This window comes from Phyllobacterium sophorae (assembly GCF_003010965.1).
Taxonomy (GTDB): Bacteria; Pseudomonadota; Alphaproteobacteria; order Rhizobiales; family Rhizobiaceae; genus Phyllobacterium; species Phyllobacterium sophorae.
In genome coordinates, this window is record NZ_PGGM01000006.1 from 188,310 (window position 1) to 204,882 (window position 16,573).

Here is a 16,573-nt window from a genome sequence, read left to right on the forward strand (position 1 = left end):
TTAAACCATCACGAACGCGCGATCAGATTGAAAGTTGCTGTTTGTTAAGGGTGTTGCTGATAATTTTGGTAACCGGGTCGCCGTTCCGTACCGTACGCGGCAGCTTGACTGCAGAACTTCCAAGGGTTGGACAAAATATGAAGAAATTCGGATCATCAGCAATCGATCGCCGCGCGTTTTTGAGGGGCGTCGCAACTGTTGGTTTCGCTGCGGCAACGTCTACCGCGTTCGCGCAGCAGTCTGATATCGGTGAGATTCTCGCTGCCCCCCGTCGCGGCAATTGGGACGATCAGTTCGATGCCCGCTCGAGCAACAAGGGCAAGGTCGCAAGCTTCCAGCCCATCGCAAGTCCAGATACGGCTTCCTTCATTGAAAGCGCCATCAACACCTACAGCCAGATTGTCAGCAATGGTGGATGGCCAAGGGTGGATGCAACGGTAAAATTGCAGCTTGGTGTCATTGATCCGTCGGTGGCCGCCATGCGCAAGCGCCTGATGATCGCCGGCGACCTCTCCGAGAGCGCTGGCCTCTCGAATTCCTTCGATACCTATGTTGACGCGGCTGTGAAGCGCTTCCAGGCGCGTCACGGTCTTCCTGCGGATGGTGTTATGGGCGAGTTCTCGCTCGCAGCGATGAACGTGCCGGCAGACGTTCGCCTGGGTCAGTTGCAGACGAATCTTGAGCGCGTCCGCACGCTGGCGTCGACCGATCAGGGCAGCCGCTACGTGATGGTCAATATTCCGGCAGCGCAGATCGAAGCGGTGGAAGGTGGCCGCGTCGTTCAGCGCCACACTGCTATTGTCGGCAAGATCGATCGCCAGACGCCGATCCTTGATTCCAAGATCCACGAGGTCATTCTCAATCCCTACTGGACGGCGCCGAAGTCGATCATCCAGAAGGATATCATCCCGCTGATGCGCAAGGATCCGACTTACCTTTCGCGCAACAAGATTCGCCTGTTTGACGAGCAGACCCGCGAGGAAATCGCGCCGGAGAGCGTCGATTGGACGACGGAAGATGCGGTGAAGCTGATGTTCCGGCAGGATCCGGGCAAGATTAACGCCATGTCGTCGACCAAGATCAATTTCCCCAACCCTTATGCGGTCTACATGCATGACACGCCGCAGCAGGGTGTATTCAACAAGCTGATGCGCTTCGAATCTTCGGGTTGCGTCCGCATTCAGAATGTTCGTGATCTCAACGTCTGGCTCCTGCGCGACACACCGGGCTGGGATCGCCAGACCATGGAAGCGACCATCAAGACGGGCGTCAACACCCCGATCAATGTCAACAACCCTGTTCCGTTGCACTTCGTTTATGTCACCGCCTGGTCGACAGGTGATGGCGTCGTTCATTTGCGCGACGATATTTACGAGCGTGATGGTCAGGCGGCGCTGTCGATCGGTACAAATACGTGACCGCACATGGTAGTTGAGCCGATGCAGACCGCCTCCGGGCGGTCTTTTCATATTTGAATCCCGAAAGGCGGTTTCGGGCTAGAGCTTTTCGCGTACCGGCCATTGGCCTTGCCCGTTTAAGTATGATAATGCGCCGGACAACCTATGAATTACCCACCGGCAAATGAGGGTCCAGACACCATGTCGAATGCAAGCGCTTCCATTGCAGATACCTTTTTCAACGCATCGCTCGAAGATATCGATCCGGAAATTTTCGGCGCAATTCGCAAGGAGCTAGGGCGCCAGCGCCACGAGATCGAGCTCATCGCCTCGGAAAACATCGTGTCGCGCGCTGTACTTGAGGCGCAGGGCTCGATCATGACCAACAAATATGCCGAAGGCTATCCGGGCAAGCGCTATTATGGCGGCTGCCAGTTCGTTGATATTGCAGAAGAATTGGCCATTGAGCGTGCAAAGGAGCTGTTTGGCTGCGAGTTTGCCAATGTCCAGCCAAATTCCGGTAGCCAGATGAACCAGGCCGTTTTCCTGGCACTGTTGCAGCCGGGCGATACATTCATGGGCCTCGATCTCAACTCCGGTGGTCACCTCACTCACGGGTCACCTGTGAACATGTCCGGAAAGTGGTTCAAAGTCGTTTCTTATGGCGTACGTCCGGACGATCATCTGCTTGATATGGATGCGATCGAGAGGCAGGCCCACGAGACCAAACCCAAACTGATCCTGGCCGGCGGAACCGCCTATTCGCGTATCTGGGACTGGAAGCGTTTCCGCGAAATCGCCGACGCTGTCGGAGCTTATCTGATGGTCGACATGGCGCACATTGCCGGTCTCGTCGCTGCCGGTGTGCACCCATCTCCGGTTCCGCACGCGCACGTTGTCACCACGACGACACACAAATCGCTGCGTGGACCGCGTGGCGGCATGATTCTCAGCAATGACCCGGAAATCGCCAAGAAGATGAATTCGGCCGTGTTCCCGGGTCTGCAGGGCGGTCCCTTGATGCACGTCATCGCCGCAAAGGCCGTGGCATTTGGTGAGGCGTTGAAGCCGGAATTCAAGACCTACGCGCAGAACGTGGCCGCCAACGCGAAAACGCTGGCCGAAACCTTGAAGAAGAACGGGCTCGATATCGTCTCCGGCGGTACAGACAATCATTTGATGCTGGTTGATTTGCGCCCGAAGAACGCAACCGGCAAGCGTGCCGAGGCCGCGCTCGGGCGCGCAAATATCACCTGCAACAAAAACGGCATCCCCTTCGATCCCGAAAAGCCCTTCGTTACCTCTGGCGTACGCCTTGGTACACCTGCTGGCACGACACGCGGATTCGGGGCGGCGGAGTTCACCGAAATCGGCAATCTGATTTCCGAAGTGCTGGATGGTTTGAAGGTCGCAAACTCGGATGAAGGCAACGCCGCAGTTGAAAAGGCGGTCCAGCAGAAGGTCGTTTCTCTCACGGATCGCTTCCCGCTCTATCCATATCTTGGATAGAATCGGGTCTGACTTGATATAGCTTGATTTTACTCGGGCGGAGAAGGATTGTACTGGATCGAACGGTCCGTTCACAATCCTCTCCGCCTGAACGCTTTTATCTCGTTGCGAAAGACACTATCTTCAGCCAAATTTGATTACGTTCAGAAAGCCGGTCAATGCGCTGTCCCTATTGCCAGTCTGAAGATACCCAGGTCAAAGATTCCCGTCCGGCCGAAGATGGTGCTGTGATCCGCAGGCGGCGTGTCTGTTCCGTTTGCGGCGGGCGCTTTACCACCTTTGAACGTGTGCAACTGCGTGACCTTTCCGTAATCAAGAAAAGTGGCCGCAAGGTCGCCTTCGACCGCGACAAGCTGATGCGCTCCGTTGAAGTGGCGTTGCGCAAACGTCAGGTCGATCCCGAGCGGGTGGAGCGCGCCGTATCTGGTATCGTCCGGCAGTTGGAGAGTTCCGGCGAACCGGAGGTGTCATCCGACGAAATCGGCCGGCTGGTCATGGACGCTTTGAAGGGTATCGACGATATCGCCTATATCCGCTTTGCCTCGGTCTATCGCAATTTCCGCGAGGCCAAGGATTTCCATGATGTCATTGACGAGATCACCTCCGGTGATGTTGTGCCTGATCCGGTCGAAGACGAGTGAGCCAGATGGCACGACTGGAGCAGAACGCGCTGGATCGCCGCTTCATGGCCGCGGCTATCCGGCTGTCGCGTAGCCATCAGGGACTGACTGGGACAAACCCATCCGTTGCCACGCTGATCGTCAAGGATGGCGTTATCATCGGTCGCGGCGTTACAGCCATCGGGGGGCGGCCCCACGCTGAAACGCAAGCCCTGTCGGAAGCCGGCGAGCGTGCGAGGGGCGCCACCGCGTATGTGACGCTTGAACCCTGCGCCCACCATGGTCGAACGCCGCCCTGTGCCGATGCGCTGGTCACGGCGGGAATTACGCGTGTCGTATCTGCAACGAACGATCCCGACGATCGGGTTGCAGGCAAGGGATATGCGATTCTGCGCGCTGGCGGTATCGAAGTTGAAGAGTGCGTGCTCGGCGCGGAGGCGGCGGATTATCTCGCCGGTTATTTGATTCGATCATCGAAAAAGCGGCCGGAAGTAACTCTAAAACTTGCACTTTCCAGTGATGGCTTCATTGGCAGGGGAGATGGACAGGTCGTCATAACTGGCTCGGTCTCGCGGTCGCAGGTACATTTGATGCGGGCTGAAACCGACGCAATTCTGGTCGGGATAGGTACCGTACTCGCCGACGATCCGCAGCTGACCTGCCGTTTGCCTGGGCTGGAAGCCCGTTCGCCGGTCCGCGTTATTCTTGACAGCCAGCTTCGCCTGCCGCTGGACAGTGCGTTGGTAAAGAGCGCGGGTAATGTTCCGGTTTGGGTTGCGGCGAGTGCGGCTGCCGCACCGGCGAGGCGGCAGGCGCTCGTTGCTGAGGGCTGCCGAATCCTCGCGACGGAAACCGATTGCGGCGCTACTGCGCTTCCGGAACTGCTCGATGATCTCGCCGCACAAGGCATTTCTACGTTGATGGTGGAAGGCGGTGCGACGGTCGCGAACTCGTTCTTGCAGGAAGGGCTGGTTGATCGACTCGCCCTGTTTCAAGGGGCAGCTGCAATTGGTAGCACCGCCGGGGTTGCAGTACCTGAACTCCACTCCCATATCGCCCGGGGTTTCAAACTGTTGCATGACTATCGCTTCGGCCATGACCAATACAGCGAATATGTCAGATCTGTCTAAGGAAGCACGAATGTTTACTGGAATCGTAACGGATATTGGCAGGATCGGACAGGTGAAGCCGCTCAACGAAGGGGTGTTGCTGCGCGTTGAAACCAGTTTCGACCCGGCAACGATCGACATCGGCGCATCCATCTCCTGCTCGGGTGTCTGCCTGACCGTCACGTCGCTCCCGGAAAAGGGATCGAATGCCCGCTGGTTCGAGGTCGAGGCCTGGGAAGAAGCGCTGCGGCTTACCACCATCGCTGGCTGGAAGACCGGTACGCGCATCAATCTTGAGCGCTCCTTGAAGCTGGGTGATGAGATGGGAGGTCATCTCGTCTCTGGCCATGTCGACGCAATGGCGGAAATTATCAAGCGCGAAGACGAGGGTGACGCTGTTCGCTTCACCTTGCATGTGCCAGAGCAACTGGCACGATTCATCGCCCAGAAGGGTTCCGTGGCGCTCGATGGCACGTCCTTGACCGTCAATAGTGTCAATGACAATGAATTCGATGTGCTCCTGATCCGCCATTCGCTCGAAGTGACCACGTGGGGTGATCGCGAGGTTGGCGACAAGATCAATATCGAGATCGATCAGATGGCGAGATATGCCGCACGGCTTGCAGAATATCCGAAATCAGCCTAGGACCGGAACCAGCGGCGGTGACGCCATCCCATTTCCTTCGGAGCTATCATGTCTGACAAAAAAGCGCGTGCGCCACACCTGTTGATCGTGGAAGCGCGATTCTATGACGATCTGTCGGATGCATTGTTGACTGGGGCCAAAATGGCGCTCGATGAAGCCAACGCCACCTATGATGTCGTTACTGTTCCTGGTGCCCTCGAGGTTCCCGCAGTCATTTCTTTTGCCCTTGATGCTGCGGTAGAAGGCGGAAGGGAATATGATGGTTATGTGGCGCTTGGTACCGTCATTCGCGGCGAAACCTATCATTTCGATATTGTCGCCAACGAGTCTTGCCGCGCGCTCATGGATCTGGCGGTCAATGAAAGCATTGCGATCGGCAACGGTATCCTGACCGTCGAGAATGAAGAACAGGCGTGGGCACGCGCACGCCGCGAAGACAAGGACAAGGGTGGCTTTGCAGCACGTGCCGCATTGACCATGATTGCCCTCAAGGAAAAGCTTGGAGCCTGAACGAATGCCTTCTCCGAAAGACGGGCAAAGCCCGACTGCGAAAACCGCCAACAAACGTGGCGTTGCCCGCTTGGCCGCAGTTCAAGCCCTCTATCAGATGGATGTCGCAGGCACAGGTGTGCTCGAGGTTGTGGCAGAGTATGAAGCGCACCGCCTCGGCAAGGAAGTGGACGGTACGCAGTACCTGGATGCCGATCCGCAGTGGTTTCGTGCCATTGTTTCCGGCGTTGTTGCCGAGCAAACTTTGCTCGATCCGATGATTCGCCAGGCATTGACCGAAGACTGGCCGCTTTCACGTCTCGATTCGACCTTGCGTGCCATCCTGCGGGCCGGAATATGGGAACTGAAGGATAGGGTCGACGTGCCGACTGCGGTCATCGTTTCCGAATACGTCGATATCGCCAAGGCCTTTTATTCCGAGGACGAGCCGAAACTGGTCAATGCTGTGCTCGATCGCCTGGCCTATGAAATTCGCGGCGAGAGCAAGGGCGTCAAAGGCCCGCGGCGCTGACATATGCGAAGGTTCTAGTGGGTATGTCGCGGACGGTGTTTACCCTTCGTTTTTGGGCGTGTGACATATAGGGCGACAAGCCCAAAGATCAAATCGGAAACCGGCATGATCAGCAAAGAAAGGGCTTGAAACGTCGTCATTGGGTCATCCTCTTAAGGAGAGCACTTGCTACAAAATGGCGACAGCAATGCTGTTCACGAATGTCGCCAACAATTTAATGCGCTCGTTGTGTATGACTTTCACTGGATAGCCCCTAGATTCTTATCCACTCCCACTATTGGCGTTTAAAACTTGCCCCGGCCAGCCCTACTTTCGTCGCCCATTTCACTAAGATGCGAAAGACCTTGACGTTTTCGCATTTGCTTCGCTACTCCTTACACATACGGTCGCGTTTCTGCCGGCCTGGCGGATTTCAGTGTGCCGTACCGAACCTGACCCGGGGAGGGGTTTTTCCGGTCAAAATCTGAGGGAGTGGCATGACAATACTGTTTCTGGTCATTGCCTGCGGTCTGCTGTCTATCGTCTACGCCGTCTGGGCCACCAAATCGGTGCTCGCGGCGGACCAGGGCAATGCGCGCATGCAAGAAATCGCCGGTGCAATCCGCGAAGGCGCACAGGCATATCTCACACGTCAGTACACTACGATCGCCATGGTTGGCGCCGTTGTATTCATCGCCGTCTGGTTTCTTCTGACAGGAACAGCGGCTATCGGCTTCATGATCGGCGCCGTTCTTTCTGGGCTTGCCGGGTTTATCGGTATGCATGTTTCCGTCCGGGCCAATGTCCGCACCGCACAGGCTGCCTCCCGCAGCCTCGCCGCTGGCCTTGAAATTGCTTTCAAGTCGGGTGCCATTACAGGCATGCTGGTTGCGGGCCTCGCACTGCTCGGTGTGTCAGTCTACTACTGGGTTCTGATCGGACCGATGGGCTATGCTCTCGCTGATCGTACGGTAATTGACGCGCTGGTCTCACTTGGGTTCGGTGCTTCCCTCATTTCCATCTTTGCCCGCCTTGGCGGCGGTATTTTTACCAAGGGCGCCGACGTCGGCGGTGACCTCGTCGGCAAGGTCGAAGCCGGAATTCCCGAGGATGATCCGCGCAACCCTGCAACGATCGCGGACAACGTCGGCGACAATGTTGGCGATTGCGCCGGTATGGCCGCAGACTTGTTTGAAACCTATGCGGTGACGATTGTCGCCACCATGGTCCTCGCCGCCATCTTCTTCGCAGCAGCGCCCAACCTCGCCACAGTGATGCTTTATCCGCTGGCCATCTGTGGGGCCTGCATCATCACCTCGATTGCAGGCACGTTCTTCGTCAAGCTTGGCGCCAACAATTCCATCATGGGGGCCCTCTACAAGGGTTTGATCGTGACGGGACTTCTTTCGATCGTTGGCCTGGGGGCGGCGACTTCTCTGACCATCGGCTGGGGCGAGACCGGAATTGTGGCGGGTCAGGTCATAACAGGAACGAACCTGTTCCTCTGTGGGATTATCGGGCTCGTCGTGACGGGTTTGATCGTGGTGATTACCGAGTATTACACCGGTACGAACAAGCGCCCGGTCAATTCGATTGCCCAGGCGTCGATAACCGGCCATGGTACCAATGTGATCCAGGGTCTCGCGGTTTCGCTTGAATCCACTGCGCTTCCGGCGCTGGTCATCGTTGGTGGTATTATCTCGACCTACCAGCTTGCTGGCCTTTTCGGCACAGGCATTGCCGTTACTGCCATGCTCGGTATCGCTGGTATGATTGTGGCGCTGGATGCGTTCGGTCCAGTCACGGATAATGCCGGCGGCATTGCCGAAATGGCGGGTCTCGATCCCGAAGTGCGTAAATCCACCGACGCGCTCGACGCCGTGGGAAACACCACCAAAGCGGTTACCAAGGGTTACGCGATTGGTTCTGCCGGTCTCGGCGCATTGGTTCTGTTCGCGGCTTACGCCAACGATCTGCAGTTCTTCATCAGCGAAGCCAATAAGGAAGGCGCCACCGCGTTCTCCTACTTCAAGGGGATCGGTGCCATTTCTTTCGAACTGTCCAATCCCTATGTGGTGGCAGGTCTCATCTTTGGCGGTCTCATCCCTTATCTCTTTGGCGGGATCGCAATGACGGCTGTTGGCCGTGCGGCGGGTTCCGTGGTTGAAGAGGTACGCCGGCAGTTCCGCGAAAAGCCTGGTATCATGCTGGGGACCGAGCGCCCGGACTACGCACGTGCGGTCGACATCCTTACCCGAGCTGCGATCAAGGAGATGGTGGTTCCATCGCTCTTGCCGGTTTTGGCCCCAATCGTCGTTTATTTCGGCGTTTTGCTGATTTCCGGATCGAAAGCCTCTGCTTTCGCAGCGCTTGGTGCTTCGCTGCTTGGCGTCATCATCAACGGCATTTTCGTTGCCATTTCGATGACATCGGGCGGTGGTGCTTGGGATAACGCCAAGAAATCCTTCGAGGATGGGTTCGTCGATAAGGATGGAACGCGCCACATGAAGGGCTCGGAAGCGCACAAGGCTTCCGTTACTGGCGATACGGTCGGAGATCCCTACAAGGACACGGCAGGTCCTGCCGTCAATCCGGCGATCAAGATCACCAATATCGTCGCACTGCTCCTGCTTGCCGTGCTTGCGCACTGACTCCAGCGAACATTGCAACAAAAAACCCACGATCTGGTTTCGTGGGTTTTTTGTATTGAGTGTTTTTTATTGCGGCGGAGCGCCGCCTCCGCCAAGCGAAGACGGTGCCTTGCCGACACCAGCCAGCATCTGGCCGAGGAAAGAGAGGTCTTTGCCGCCCGTCGGCGTCGTACGGGAAATAAAGTCAAACACCTTGCCGTCCTGCAATCCGTAGTTGGAAATGCTGGAAACTTTGCCGTCTTTGTCAAAATAGACGGCCAGAATACGGCGTTCCGTCACTTTCGGCATCATGAAGGCGACACTACGGTGGCGCTTCTGCGAAATGTAATAGAAAACCTCGTTGTCAAAGGTGGCTGTTGTCGACGGGCTGCCAAGTGACAAAACGACCTGTTCGCGGCTGGAGCCCACGGGGACGAATTCGAGCGTCTTCTCGTCGAGCACATAGCCTTGTGTCAGTGTCTCCGATGGATTGAGGTTGGCGGTGTTACAACCCGCAAGCCCTGCGGCTAAAAGAAGGGTTCCAACGAGAAGGTATTCCCGTGAACGATCGGTCTTGAAAATCCGCTCCAGCAACGACATCTCCATTTCAAACTGGGCGCAAGTCTTTCGCCGCCCGCAGAACTTCGGTAAACCACCTTGAAGTCCGATGCAACACGCGACATGTGTTGCGTACCAGACCCAAGTGAAAGCACAACTCTATGATTCTCAGTCTTTTTAGCCGCAAAGCCAAAGCAAATGAGGCGATTACAATTGCCCTCTACGATGCGATCGTGGCAGCGGCGCGGCAGCCATACTTTTATTCCGAGCTTGACGTTCCGGATTCACCGTTAGGCCGCTATGAAATGCTTTCGCTGCATATTTTCTTGTTCATGCGTCGGATCAAGGGCCGAACGCCGGCGTTGAAATCGATCGGCCAGGAGGTAACGGACGAGTTTTTCAGGGACGTCGATCACTCCTTGCGAGAGCTCGGCATCGGAGATTCGGGTGTACCAAAGCGTATGAAGAAGCTGGCGCGCATGTTCTACGGCCGGATTGAATCTTATGACATGGCGCTTCAACACAACGATCACCCGGCGCTCGCCGCAGCGCTTGCTCGCAATGTCCGGCCGGATGCTCAGGCCTGGCCGGGTGCAGATGCACTTGCAAGTTATGTCGGGCAAACGGTACGGCACCTCGAAGATCAACCAGATGATATAATCGCTGGCGGCAAGGTTACATTTCCTGATGCCGCGGCCGATCGTCCATCATCGCCGCTTTGAGAGGATGAAGCTGATGACACGGAATACAGACGGGACAATGAGTTTTCCGGTTTCGGTTCAACGGCTCCCGCCAAAGGGGCTGAATGTCAAAATCGAGGCAAGTGCCCGCGAGCGTGAGGCATTGCGTGACTTTCACGAACTTGAGGATGTCAGATCCTTTCGGGCCGACCTGCAGGTCATACCGTGGAAGAAAGATGGTGTTCGCATTCGTGGCGTGGTCAAGGCAGAGATCGTCCAGTCCTGCATTGTCACACTGGAACCCATTGACGCAAAGATCGATACGGAGATCGACGCGATCTTTGTTCCGGAAAACTCGCGCCTCGCCCGATTGCCGCTTGATGAGAATGGTGAGCTGATCATCAGCGCCGAGGGTCCGGATATACCGGAGACATTTTCCGGCGATACGCTGGATGCGGGTGCCATTGCCGAGGAGTTTTTTGAACTTGCGATCGATCCCTATCCGCGTAAGGACGGTGTGGAGGCCGCCGCTCCAGTCGTTGTGACCTATGGGGAAGGTAATGACGACGCTGAAAAGCCAGCAAACCCGTTCGCAGCTCTGAAGGATTGGAAACAGAAGACTTGATCGGGGGCACGTCCTGCGACTAAGTAGCTGCATGAATGGTCCGGGGAGGACCGCATAACACTGTTTATTGGGGCGGGGTTTCACGATAATTCAGCTCAAGGAACCGGCAGACGGGCAGAAACCAGTTGTGCACCAATGCAAAATGACTATTTTCGCCGAGTCTTTTCAAAAAATCTTACTGACAAGCACTGAACAGGACAGGACAATCGAGAGTGATCAGAATTTCCATTGACGCCATGGGCGGTGATTTCGGTCCCGAGATCGTTATTCCCGGCATGGCAACGGCGCTGGAGCGCCATCCTGATATCAGGTTTGTAATCTTCGGACGCGAAGAAGAAGTAAAACCTGTCCTGGCCCGCCATCAGGCTTTGTCCAACGCCTCGACGCTCCACCATTGTGACGTTGCGGTCCGCATGGATGAAAAACCGAGTCAGGCTTTGCGAAATGGCCGGTGGAAATCATCCATGTGGCGCGCCATCGAAGCGGTCAAGACCGGGGAGGCCGATGCCTGCGTTTCCGCCGGCAACACTGGCGCCCTGATGGCCATGTCAAAATTCTGCCTGCGCACGATGGCGAATGTAGAGCGGCCGGCCATTGCCGGCGTCTGGCCGACCTTGCGTGGTGAGAGCATCGTGCTCGATATCGGCGCCACCATCGGCGCCGACGCGCAGCAACTGGTCGATTATGCCGTTATGGGAGCGGCGATGGCGCGCTCCCTGTTCGAGATCGAGCGTCCCACCATCGGCTTGCTCAATGTCGGCGTCGAAGAGATCAAGGGGCAGGACGATGTCAAGGACGCGGCGCGCATCCTCCGTGAAATTCCGCTACCGAGCCTCGAATATTACGGTTTCGTCGAAGGGAACGACATTGGCAAGGGGACCGTCGACGTTGTCGTGACTGAAGGTTTTGCCGGAAATATCGCTCTCAAGGCAGCCGAAGGAACCGCAAAGCAGTACACGCAGTATCTGCGCGAGGCCATGAACCGCACGCTCATGTCGAGGATAGGCTATCTCTTTGCCAAGGGCGCGTTTGACCGCATGCGTGAGAAGATGGACCCCCGCAAGACCAATGGCGGTGTGTTCCTGGGATTGAACGGTGTTGTGATCAAGAGCCATGGCGGCACCGATGCTTTAGGCTTTGCTTCGGCTATCGATGTGGGCTACGACATGGCCCATAACAAGCTCTTGGACAAGATCGCTGCGGATCTGACCCATTTTCACAAGAGCCCGGTTGGCGCGGCTTTCCAGGATGAGACCGAGAGCGCCGCCGAAGTTGAAATAGAGCAACAGGAAAAGTAGAGCTTCGATGATCCGATCCGTTGTAAGAGGTATAGGCGCAGCCAAACCGGCACGTCTGGTAAAGAACGCTGATCTTGAAGGGATCGTTGAAACATCAGACGAATGGATCGTGCAGCGAACGGGTATCCGGCAACGCTACATTGCTGGCGAGGGCGAAACGACGGCTTCGCTGGGCGAAGCAGCCGCACGGGCAGCCTTGAACAATGCGGGCCTGACGCCGGACGATATTGATCTGATCATCCTGGCGACTTCGACGCCAGACAATACATTCCCCGCCTCGGCCGTGGATATTCAGTCGCGCCTTGGTATGACACACGGCTTTGCGTTCGACATGCAGGCCGTCTGTTCCGGCTTTGTCTATGCCGTTACCACGGCAGACCTCTATATTCGTGGCGGCATGGCAAAACGTGTCCTGGTAATAGGGTCCGAGACCTTCTCCCGCATACTGGACTGGAACGACCGCACCACCTGCGTGCTTTTTGGCGATGGCGCCGGAGCGCTGGTGCTGGAGGCCAGTGAGGGACGTGGGCTGACCTCCGACAGAGGCGTTCTTACAGCCAATCTGCGCTCCGATGGCTCGCACAAGCAGAAACTATATGTTGATGGCGGGCCGTCCTCGACGCAAACAGTCGGCCATCTCAGAATGGAGGGCAGGGAGGTCTTCAAGCACGCTGTCGGCATGATCACTGACGTTATTGAAGCCTCCTTTTCCGAGGCCGGAATCACCGCTGAGGATATCGATTGGTTCGTCCCTCATCAGGCCAACAAGCGCATCATCGATGCCTCCGCAAAGAAGCTCAATCTTGCGGAAGAAAAGGTCGTTATCACCGTGGACCAACACGGAAATACATCAGCCGCTTCAGTACCCTTAGCACTAGCGACCGCTGTCGAAGACGGCCGCATCAAGCAGGGCGATTTAGTGCTCCTCGAAGCCATGGGTGGGGGCTTTACGTGGGGTGCAGTTCTGCTACGGTGGTAGCAGCTTGATTGGGCGGGCAGATTAGTTCACGAACTTTTCCAAGCTGCTTGCCCGATCGGTTTTCATCCTATAACTTCCGCTGTCACCTGGTAGTTTTGCAACAAACGAGAGCTTTGAGATCGTATGGGGGGTAAGACCATTACGCGCGCTGATCTGGCTGAGGCGGTCTATCGCAAGGTAGGGCTTTCGCGAACAGAGTCAGCTTCACTGGTCGAGACAATTCTCGATGAAGTGTGTGACGCAATTGTTCGTGGCGAGACAGTAAAGTTGTCATCGTTCGCCACGTTCCAGGTAAGAGACAAGAACGAACGAATTGGCCGGAATCCAAAGACCGGTGAAGAGGTTCCAATTCTACCGCGCAGGGTCATGACGTTCAAAGCGTCCAATGTTCTCAAGCAGAGAATTTTGCGTTCGCACCAGACGCGCAAGAAGAAATCTGCCTGACATTTAAGGTTTATGGCCCAATGAGCGAGATTACTGTGCGGTAATCTCGCGTCACGCTTGAAAAATGGACCACAAACCGCTGAAATGGACGTCGAATCAGAATTTCTCCTGAAAGGGTGAAATCATGGACAAGAGTCCCGACGCATTTAGAACCATCAGCGAAGTCGCTGAAGACCTTGATCTGCCACAGCATGTGCTGCGCTTCTGGGAAACACGGTTCACCCATATAAAGCCAATGAAGCGCGGCGGTGGCCGCCGTTATTACCGTCCTCTAGACGTTGACCTTCTCAAAGGTATCCGCCATCTCCTGTACGATCAGGGTTATACGATCAAGGGCGTGCAGCGTCTGTTGCGGGAGAATGGCACCCAGTTCATCATTGCCCTCGGCAGCGGTGACACGGCAGCGGCTGAGGCGATCAGCCAGCAGAGGCAGGCCACCGCACGTCAAGAAGAAGCGCTGGCCGCCGAACAGAGCAGGGCGGATGCAGACGAAGAAGCCGCGGTCATGGGCACGCCCAAATCCGCACCGCAGGGCCGGCGCCTGTTTGGATTGATCAAGGGCGATGATGAGGGTCCGGTAGCGGCTGATGGCAAGCGGCTTTCCAAGGACAATCGAACCTTGCTCCAGGAAACGCTTTTCGACCTGCTTGAGTGCAAGCGTCTCCTCGATCAGGTTCGTTAACGCCAAAAAAAGCCCAGCTTTCAAACAAATGAAAGCTGGGACTCGGGGGTTGGCCGTGGGGTGCGGCCTAACTGGTTGGGGGACCAGTTCCGGGAAAACGCAAGACTGGCTTAAAGGTTCCCGACAGAATCGGTTTATTTATCACCTGGCGGCCAACATGCCGATGATGACGCCAAGACCGGCGATAATCATCAGTGTCGACACCGAGTTTTGTGTTGGCGTGTTGGCAATCTTGCGCGCTTGATATCCCAACCCTATCGCTGCACGCTGGCCGCGCTCTTTAATCTCATCAAGGGTTGAACGGTCCCCGTCCGTAAAATCGTCCAATAGTTCAATACCTTTGTCAGAGAGCGTTTTGGCGATAGCAGCCAAGTCGCGTTTGAGGTCGGCAATCTCGCTTCTCAGCCGCGCCTGGTCGGTTTCACTTTGCATTGCATCGGTCATGTCGTCCATTGTGGTCGTCCTTCGTAAGCCAAGATTAGCGGCGTGAGAAAAGCCCGATCAGGAGAGCTGCACCTGCAACGAGCGCCAAGGTAGCAACCGGATTTTCCTTGGCAGTGTCTGCGGCATAGCGTGCCTGCCTGGTTGCAACCCGCTTCATGTCGTCAAATCGTTCACCGCTTAAATCCGAAAGGCTTGCAGTGATTTTCGAGATTTCTTTGCGCAAGGCCGCAATCTGTGCCTCAACGTCACCCTGTATCTCATCCGCATTCTTCGAGAATATCGCCATATCAAAGCTCCTTTTCATTGAGGAGGTATAACGGCGCGTGCCTTGCATATGTTCCGCAATTGTTTGATGGAACTTCGGAAGGGAAGCCAGCGGCGGGTTGGCATATGGCATAGACGCGAAAGTGCCCTTGCGCTTGTGGTCAGGCAGCACGCGGGTGTTTTCTGTTTGGCGATTGCGGTGGCACCTACATCGAATTGCCCCGCTGACGGCAACCGTCGTCAAGGTGTATTCTACTTTCGCTTGCCGCTCATAAGCCCCAAAGCCCACGGCAAGCCATCTGGGAGGGGTTGAGGCAACTTATCGGCAGCCGGGATACCCCATCCCCAAGGGCCAATGTCTCATCTCTCCCCTTTTTGGGAACACTCTCGTCTCCCTCATTATCGGTAAGCTATGAGCCGGAGTGATCCCGTAGGCTGCGTGTAGGCTGGTGATGGGAAGTGCCCAAAGGCGCTTGATCCATCACCCGAAACTGGGGCGCCCCCAAAGCGGACTGGATAATAAGGAAATGCCAAAAGGCCAAATGGTCGATCTGTGCCCGATTTAGTTCAATCAAATTCATTAGACTGAACTAATCTCTAAGGTGTAAGATAATGAAGGCTTGGCTCCGATCCCCCAATCCGGTCAAGCCTCTTGGGAGGAAGACCGCCACTGCACCCCCCCGCAGGCTCGGCTCTTCCTCCCCACTTTTTTGGACGCTTGTCTCAGCAAAAGGCCACGTCCTGATCAAACTCCGCCTCAGCACAGGTCTTGAAAACCTCCAGCTGGTCAAGCGCATCAAGGATCGTAAGTCATCGGCGGGCGTATCCTGGATACCCCATGCGCCCACCGGCTCGGATCGCCGCCGGATTTTTCTTGTCCGCACTTCCGCGGGGCCCTTGCCTCCTGTAGCGCCATAGGGTAATTGCTCCGCTGTCGATAGTGGTTTCCCCCAGAAGCCTCGCAAATAATCGGCAAGACTGTTGCCCTCAGCATTCCCCGGCAAACAAGCCGAACATTCTGAGGAGCAGATGCCCGGCTAAGTCGTTGATTTAGCAATAGTGTCGGAGTGTAGCGCAGCCCGGTAGCGCACTTGACTGGGGGTCAAGGGGTCGTCGGTTCGAATCCGGCCACTCCGACCATTTCGTGTAATGTTTTCAACGTTGAGCGGAAGTACGCTGCTGGCCAGCGTGAGGCCCGGCAGTCCGCCAACTTCACGCTGGCGGACTATAAGTTTCAAGGTCAACTACCGCACGACAACCAAACGATTTGCGTGGAATTCGTCGGACTCGCTGTTGCCGAACGAGGTGCCGTAAGGATCTTGAGCGGTCCAGCTGATCCGGACCTTCTCCCCGACCGCCACGCCTCGTAAGTCAGCCGTCTTCGGCAGTTGATATTTTGTGCCAGTGGTCAACTGAACAGTTTTTGATCGCGGGTCCAAGCTTTCGACAGTTCCTGTCGTGCTGAACAGCTGAGCGGCGGGATGGGCCGCCCTCATTGCGGATGGGTAACTCCTCGGCGCTTGCGCTGCGGCGGCGACACCTGTCGCCAGGGCGAGTGCAGAGATTGCAAGAATGATTTTTTTCATCACGAACCTCCCTGGTCCTGTTTTGGACGGGAGCCGATGTGCCAGTCCGAGCTTCGACAAGGACTGCATCGTCCCGTCCCCACACCGGCACATCATGTGTCA

18 protein-coding genes and 1 tRNA gene are annotated in these 16,573 nt (G+C 56.3%); 15 read left to right on the forward strand and 4 right to left on the reverse strand.

Features of this window, described 5'->3' with window-relative positions:
* The first annotated feature begins 137 nt into the window (after positions 1-137).
* The 8 genes from CU103_RS15300 to CU103_RS15335 all read left to right on the forward strand — a co-directional run bounded on the left by CU103_RS15300 (position 138) and on the right by CU103_RS15335 (position 8,932).
* A complete protein-coding gene (locus CU103_RS15300) occupies positions 138-1,418 on the forward strand; it encodes a L,D-transpeptidase family protein (RefSeq protein ID WP_106664901.1) in 1,281 nt (426 codons plus the stop codon).
* A gap of 180 nt (positions 1,419-1,598) precedes the next feature.
* On the forward strand, positions 1,599-2,906 hold the full coding sequence (gene glyA / locus CU103_RS15305) for a serine hydroxymethyltransferase (RefSeq protein ID WP_106664902.1): 1,308 nt from the start codon (positions 1,599-1,601) through the stop codon (positions 2,904-2,906).
* A gap of 158 nt (positions 2,907-3,064) precedes the next feature.
* Positions 3,065-3,547 (forward strand): transcriptional regulator NrdR, encoded by a 483-nt coding sequence (gene nrdR / locus CU103_RS15310; protein ID WP_106664903.1) that lies wholly within the window; start codon positions 3,065-3,067, stop codon positions 3,545-3,547.
* A gap of 5 nt (positions 3,548-3,552) precedes the next feature.
* Positions 3,553-4,656, forward strand: a complete 1,104-nt coding sequence (ribD, locus tag CU103_RS15315; protein ID WP_106664904.1) for a bifunctional diaminohydroxyphosphoribosylaminopyrimidine deaminase/5-amino-6-(5-phosphoribosylamino)uracil reductase RibD — start codon at positions 3,553-3,555, stop codon at positions 4,654-4,656.
* 10 nt (positions 4,657-4,666) lie between these two features.
* Positions 4,667-5,281 carry a riboflavin synthase gene (locus CU103_RS15320; RefSeq protein ID WP_106664905.1) on the forward strand — a complete coding sequence of 205 codons (615 nt, stop codon included), beginning with the start codon at positions 4,667-4,669 and terminating at the stop codon, positions 5,279-5,281.
* A gap of 48 nt (positions 5,282-5,329) precedes the next feature.
* On the forward strand, positions 5,330-5,791 hold the full coding sequence (locus CU103_RS15325) for a 6,7-dimethyl-8-ribityllumazine synthase (RefSeq protein WP_106664906.1): 462 nt from the start codon (positions 5,330-5,332) through the stop codon (positions 5,789-5,791).
* 4 nt (positions 5,792-5,795) lie between these two features.
* Positions 5,796-6,302, forward strand: a complete 507-nt coding sequence (nusB, locus tag CU103_RS15330; RefSeq protein ID WP_106664907.1) for a transcription antitermination factor NusB — start codon at positions 5,796-5,798, stop codon at positions 6,300-6,302.
* A gap of 476 nt (positions 6,303-6,778) precedes the next feature.
* Entirely contained in the window at positions 6,779-8,932 is a 2,154-nt protein-coding gene (locus tag CU103_RS15335; protein WP_106664908.1) for a sodium-translocating pyrophosphatase, read from the forward strand.
* Between the two features lie 66 nt (positions 8,933-8,998).
* Here CU103_RS15335 and CU103_RS15340 read toward each other — a convergent pair whose 3' ends face one another.
* Complete coding sequence (locus tag CU103_RS15340; protein ID WP_106665001.1) at positions 8,999-9,505, reverse strand: outer membrane protein assembly factor BamE; 507 nt, start codon at positions 9,503-9,505, stop codon at positions 8,999-9,001.
* 125 nt (positions 9,506-9,630) lie between these two features.
* Here CU103_RS15340 and CU103_RS15345 point away from each other — a divergent pair, with 125 nt between their 5' ends.
* From CU103_RS15345 to CU103_RS15370, 6 genes are all read left to right on the forward strand, one after another.
* Complete coding sequence (locus CU103_RS15345; RefSeq protein WP_106664909.1) at positions 9,631-10,191, forward strand: ubiquinol-cytochrome C chaperone family protein; 561 nt, start codon at positions 9,631-9,633, stop codon at positions 10,189-10,191.
* Positions 10,192-10,204: 13 nt separating this feature from the next.
* Complete coding sequence (locus tag CU103_RS15350; protein WP_106665002.1) at positions 10,205-10,774, forward strand: YceD family protein; 570 nt, start codon at positions 10,205-10,207, stop codon at positions 10,772-10,774.
* A 212-nt stretch (positions 10,775-10,986) separates the two neighbouring features.
* Positions 10,987-12,072 (forward strand): phosphate acyltransferase PlsX, encoded by a 1,086-nt coding sequence (gene plsX, locus CU103_RS15355; protein WP_106664910.1) that lies wholly within the window; start codon positions 10,987-10,989, stop codon positions 12,070-12,072.
* Between the two features lie 7 nt (positions 12,073-12,079).
* On the forward strand, positions 12,080-13,051 hold the full coding sequence (locus tag CU103_RS15360; RefSeq protein WP_106664911.1) for a beta-ketoacyl-ACP synthase III: 972 nt from the start codon (positions 12,080-12,082) through the stop codon (positions 13,049-13,051).
* A 123-nt stretch (positions 13,052-13,174) separates the two neighbouring features.
* Positions 13,175-13,495, forward strand: coding sequence for an integration host factor subunit alpha (locus tag CU103_RS15365; protein WP_008128366.1), 321 nt, complete (start codon positions 13,175-13,177; stop codon positions 13,493-13,495).
* A 124-nt stretch (positions 13,496-13,619) separates the two neighbouring features.
* Complete coding sequence (locus tag CU103_RS15370; protein WP_106664912.1) at positions 13,620-14,177, forward strand: MerR family transcriptional regulator; 558 nt, start codon at positions 13,620-13,622, stop codon at positions 14,175-14,177.
* Positions 14,178-14,318: 141 nt separating this feature from the next.
* Here CU103_RS15370 and CU103_RS15375 read toward each other — a convergent pair whose 3' ends face one another.
* Positions 14,319-14,630, reverse strand: a complete 312-nt coding sequence (locus CU103_RS15375; protein WP_106664913.1) for a hypothetical protein — start codon at positions 14,628-14,630, stop codon at positions 14,319-14,321.
* A 25-nt stretch (positions 14,631-14,655) separates the two neighbouring features.
* The gene (locus CU103_RS15380; RefSeq protein WP_113172748.1) at positions 14,656-14,907 is read right to left on the reverse strand and encodes a hypothetical protein; all 252 of its coding nucleotides are present in this window, start codon (positions 14,905-14,907) and stop codon (positions 14,656-14,658) included.
* Positions 14,908-15,948: 1,041 nt separating this feature from the next.
* Here CU103_RS15380 and CU103_RS15385 point away from each other — a divergent pair.
* Positions 15,949-16,025: transfer RNA gene (locus tag CU103_RS15385), tRNA-Pro, on the forward strand.
* A gap of 104 nt (positions 16,026-16,129) precedes the next feature.
* Here the strand turns inward: CU103_RS15385 and CU103_RS15390 are convergent.
* On the reverse strand, positions 16,130-16,471 hold the full coding sequence (locus tag CU103_RS15390) for a DUF1344 domain-containing protein (protein WP_162707080.1): 342 nt from the start codon (positions 16,469-16,471) through the stop codon (positions 16,130-16,132).
* Between the last annotated feature and the right edge of the window lie 102 nt (positions 16,472-16,573).

Excerpts from the sequence above, each read along its gene's own strand:
- CU103_RS15370 (WP_106664912.1), top strand. The coding sequence starts at position 13,620 with ATGGACAAGAGTCCCGACGCATTTAGAACCATCAGCGAAGTCGCTGAA.
- nrdR (WP_106664903.1), top strand. The coding sequence starts at position 3,065 with ATGCGCTGTCCCTATTGCCAGTCTGAAGATACCCAGGTCAAAGATTCC.
- glyA (WP_106664902.1), top strand. The coding sequence starts at position 1,599 with ATGTCGAATGCAAGCGCTTCCATTGCAGATACCTTTTTCAACGCATCG.
- CU103_RS15320 (WP_106664905.1), top strand. The coding sequence starts at position 4,667 with ATGTTTACTGGAATCGTAACGGATATTGGCAGGATCGGACAGGTGAAG.
- CU103_RS15365 (WP_008128366.1), top strand. The coding sequence starts at position 13,175 with ATGGGGGGTAAGACCATTACGCGCGCTGATCTGGCTGAGGCGGTCTAT.
- CU103_RS15390 (WP_162707080.1), bottom strand. The coding sequence starts at position 16,471 with ATGAAAAAAATCATTCTTGCAATCTCTGCACTCGCCCTGGCGACAGGT.
- CU103_RS15335 (WP_106664908.1), top strand. The coding sequence starts at position 6,779 with ATGACAATACTGTTTCTGGTCATTGCCTGCGGTCTGCTGTCTATCGTC.
- ribD (WP_106664904.1), top strand. The coding sequence starts at position 3,553 with ATGGCACGACTGGAGCAGAACGCGCTGGATCGCCGCTTCATGGCCGCG.
- nusB (WP_106664907.1), top strand. The coding sequence starts at position 5,796 with ATGCCTTCTCCGAAAGACGGGCAAAGCCCGACTGCGAAAACCGCCAAC.
- CU103_RS15300 (WP_106664901.1), top strand. The coding sequence starts at position 138 with ATGAAGAAATTCGGATCATCAGCAATCGATCGCCGCGCGTTTTTGAGG.
- CU103_RS15360 (WP_106664911.1), top strand. The coding sequence starts at position 12,080 with ATGATCCGATCCGTTGTAAGAGGTATAGGCGCAGCCAAACCGGCACGT.
- CU103_RS15325 (WP_106664906.1), top strand. The coding sequence starts at position 5,330 with ATGTCTGACAAAAAAGCGCGTGCGCCACACCTGTTGATCGTGGAAGCG.
- CU103_RS15375 (WP_106664913.1), bottom strand. The coding sequence starts at position 14,630 with ATGGACGACATGACCGATGCAATGCAAAGTGAAACCGACCAGGCGCGG.
- CU103_RS15350 (WP_106665002.1), top strand. The coding sequence starts at position 10,205 with ATGACACGGAATACAGACGGGACAATGAGTTTTCCGGTTTCGGTTCAA.
- CU103_RS15380 (WP_113172748.1), bottom strand. The coding sequence starts at position 14,907 with ATGGCGATATTCTCGAAGAATGCGGATGAGATACAGGGTGACGTTGAG.
- CU103_RS15345 (WP_106664909.1), top strand. The coding sequence starts at position 9,631 with ATGATTCTCAGTCTTTTTAGCCGCAAAGCCAAAGCAAATGAGGCGATT.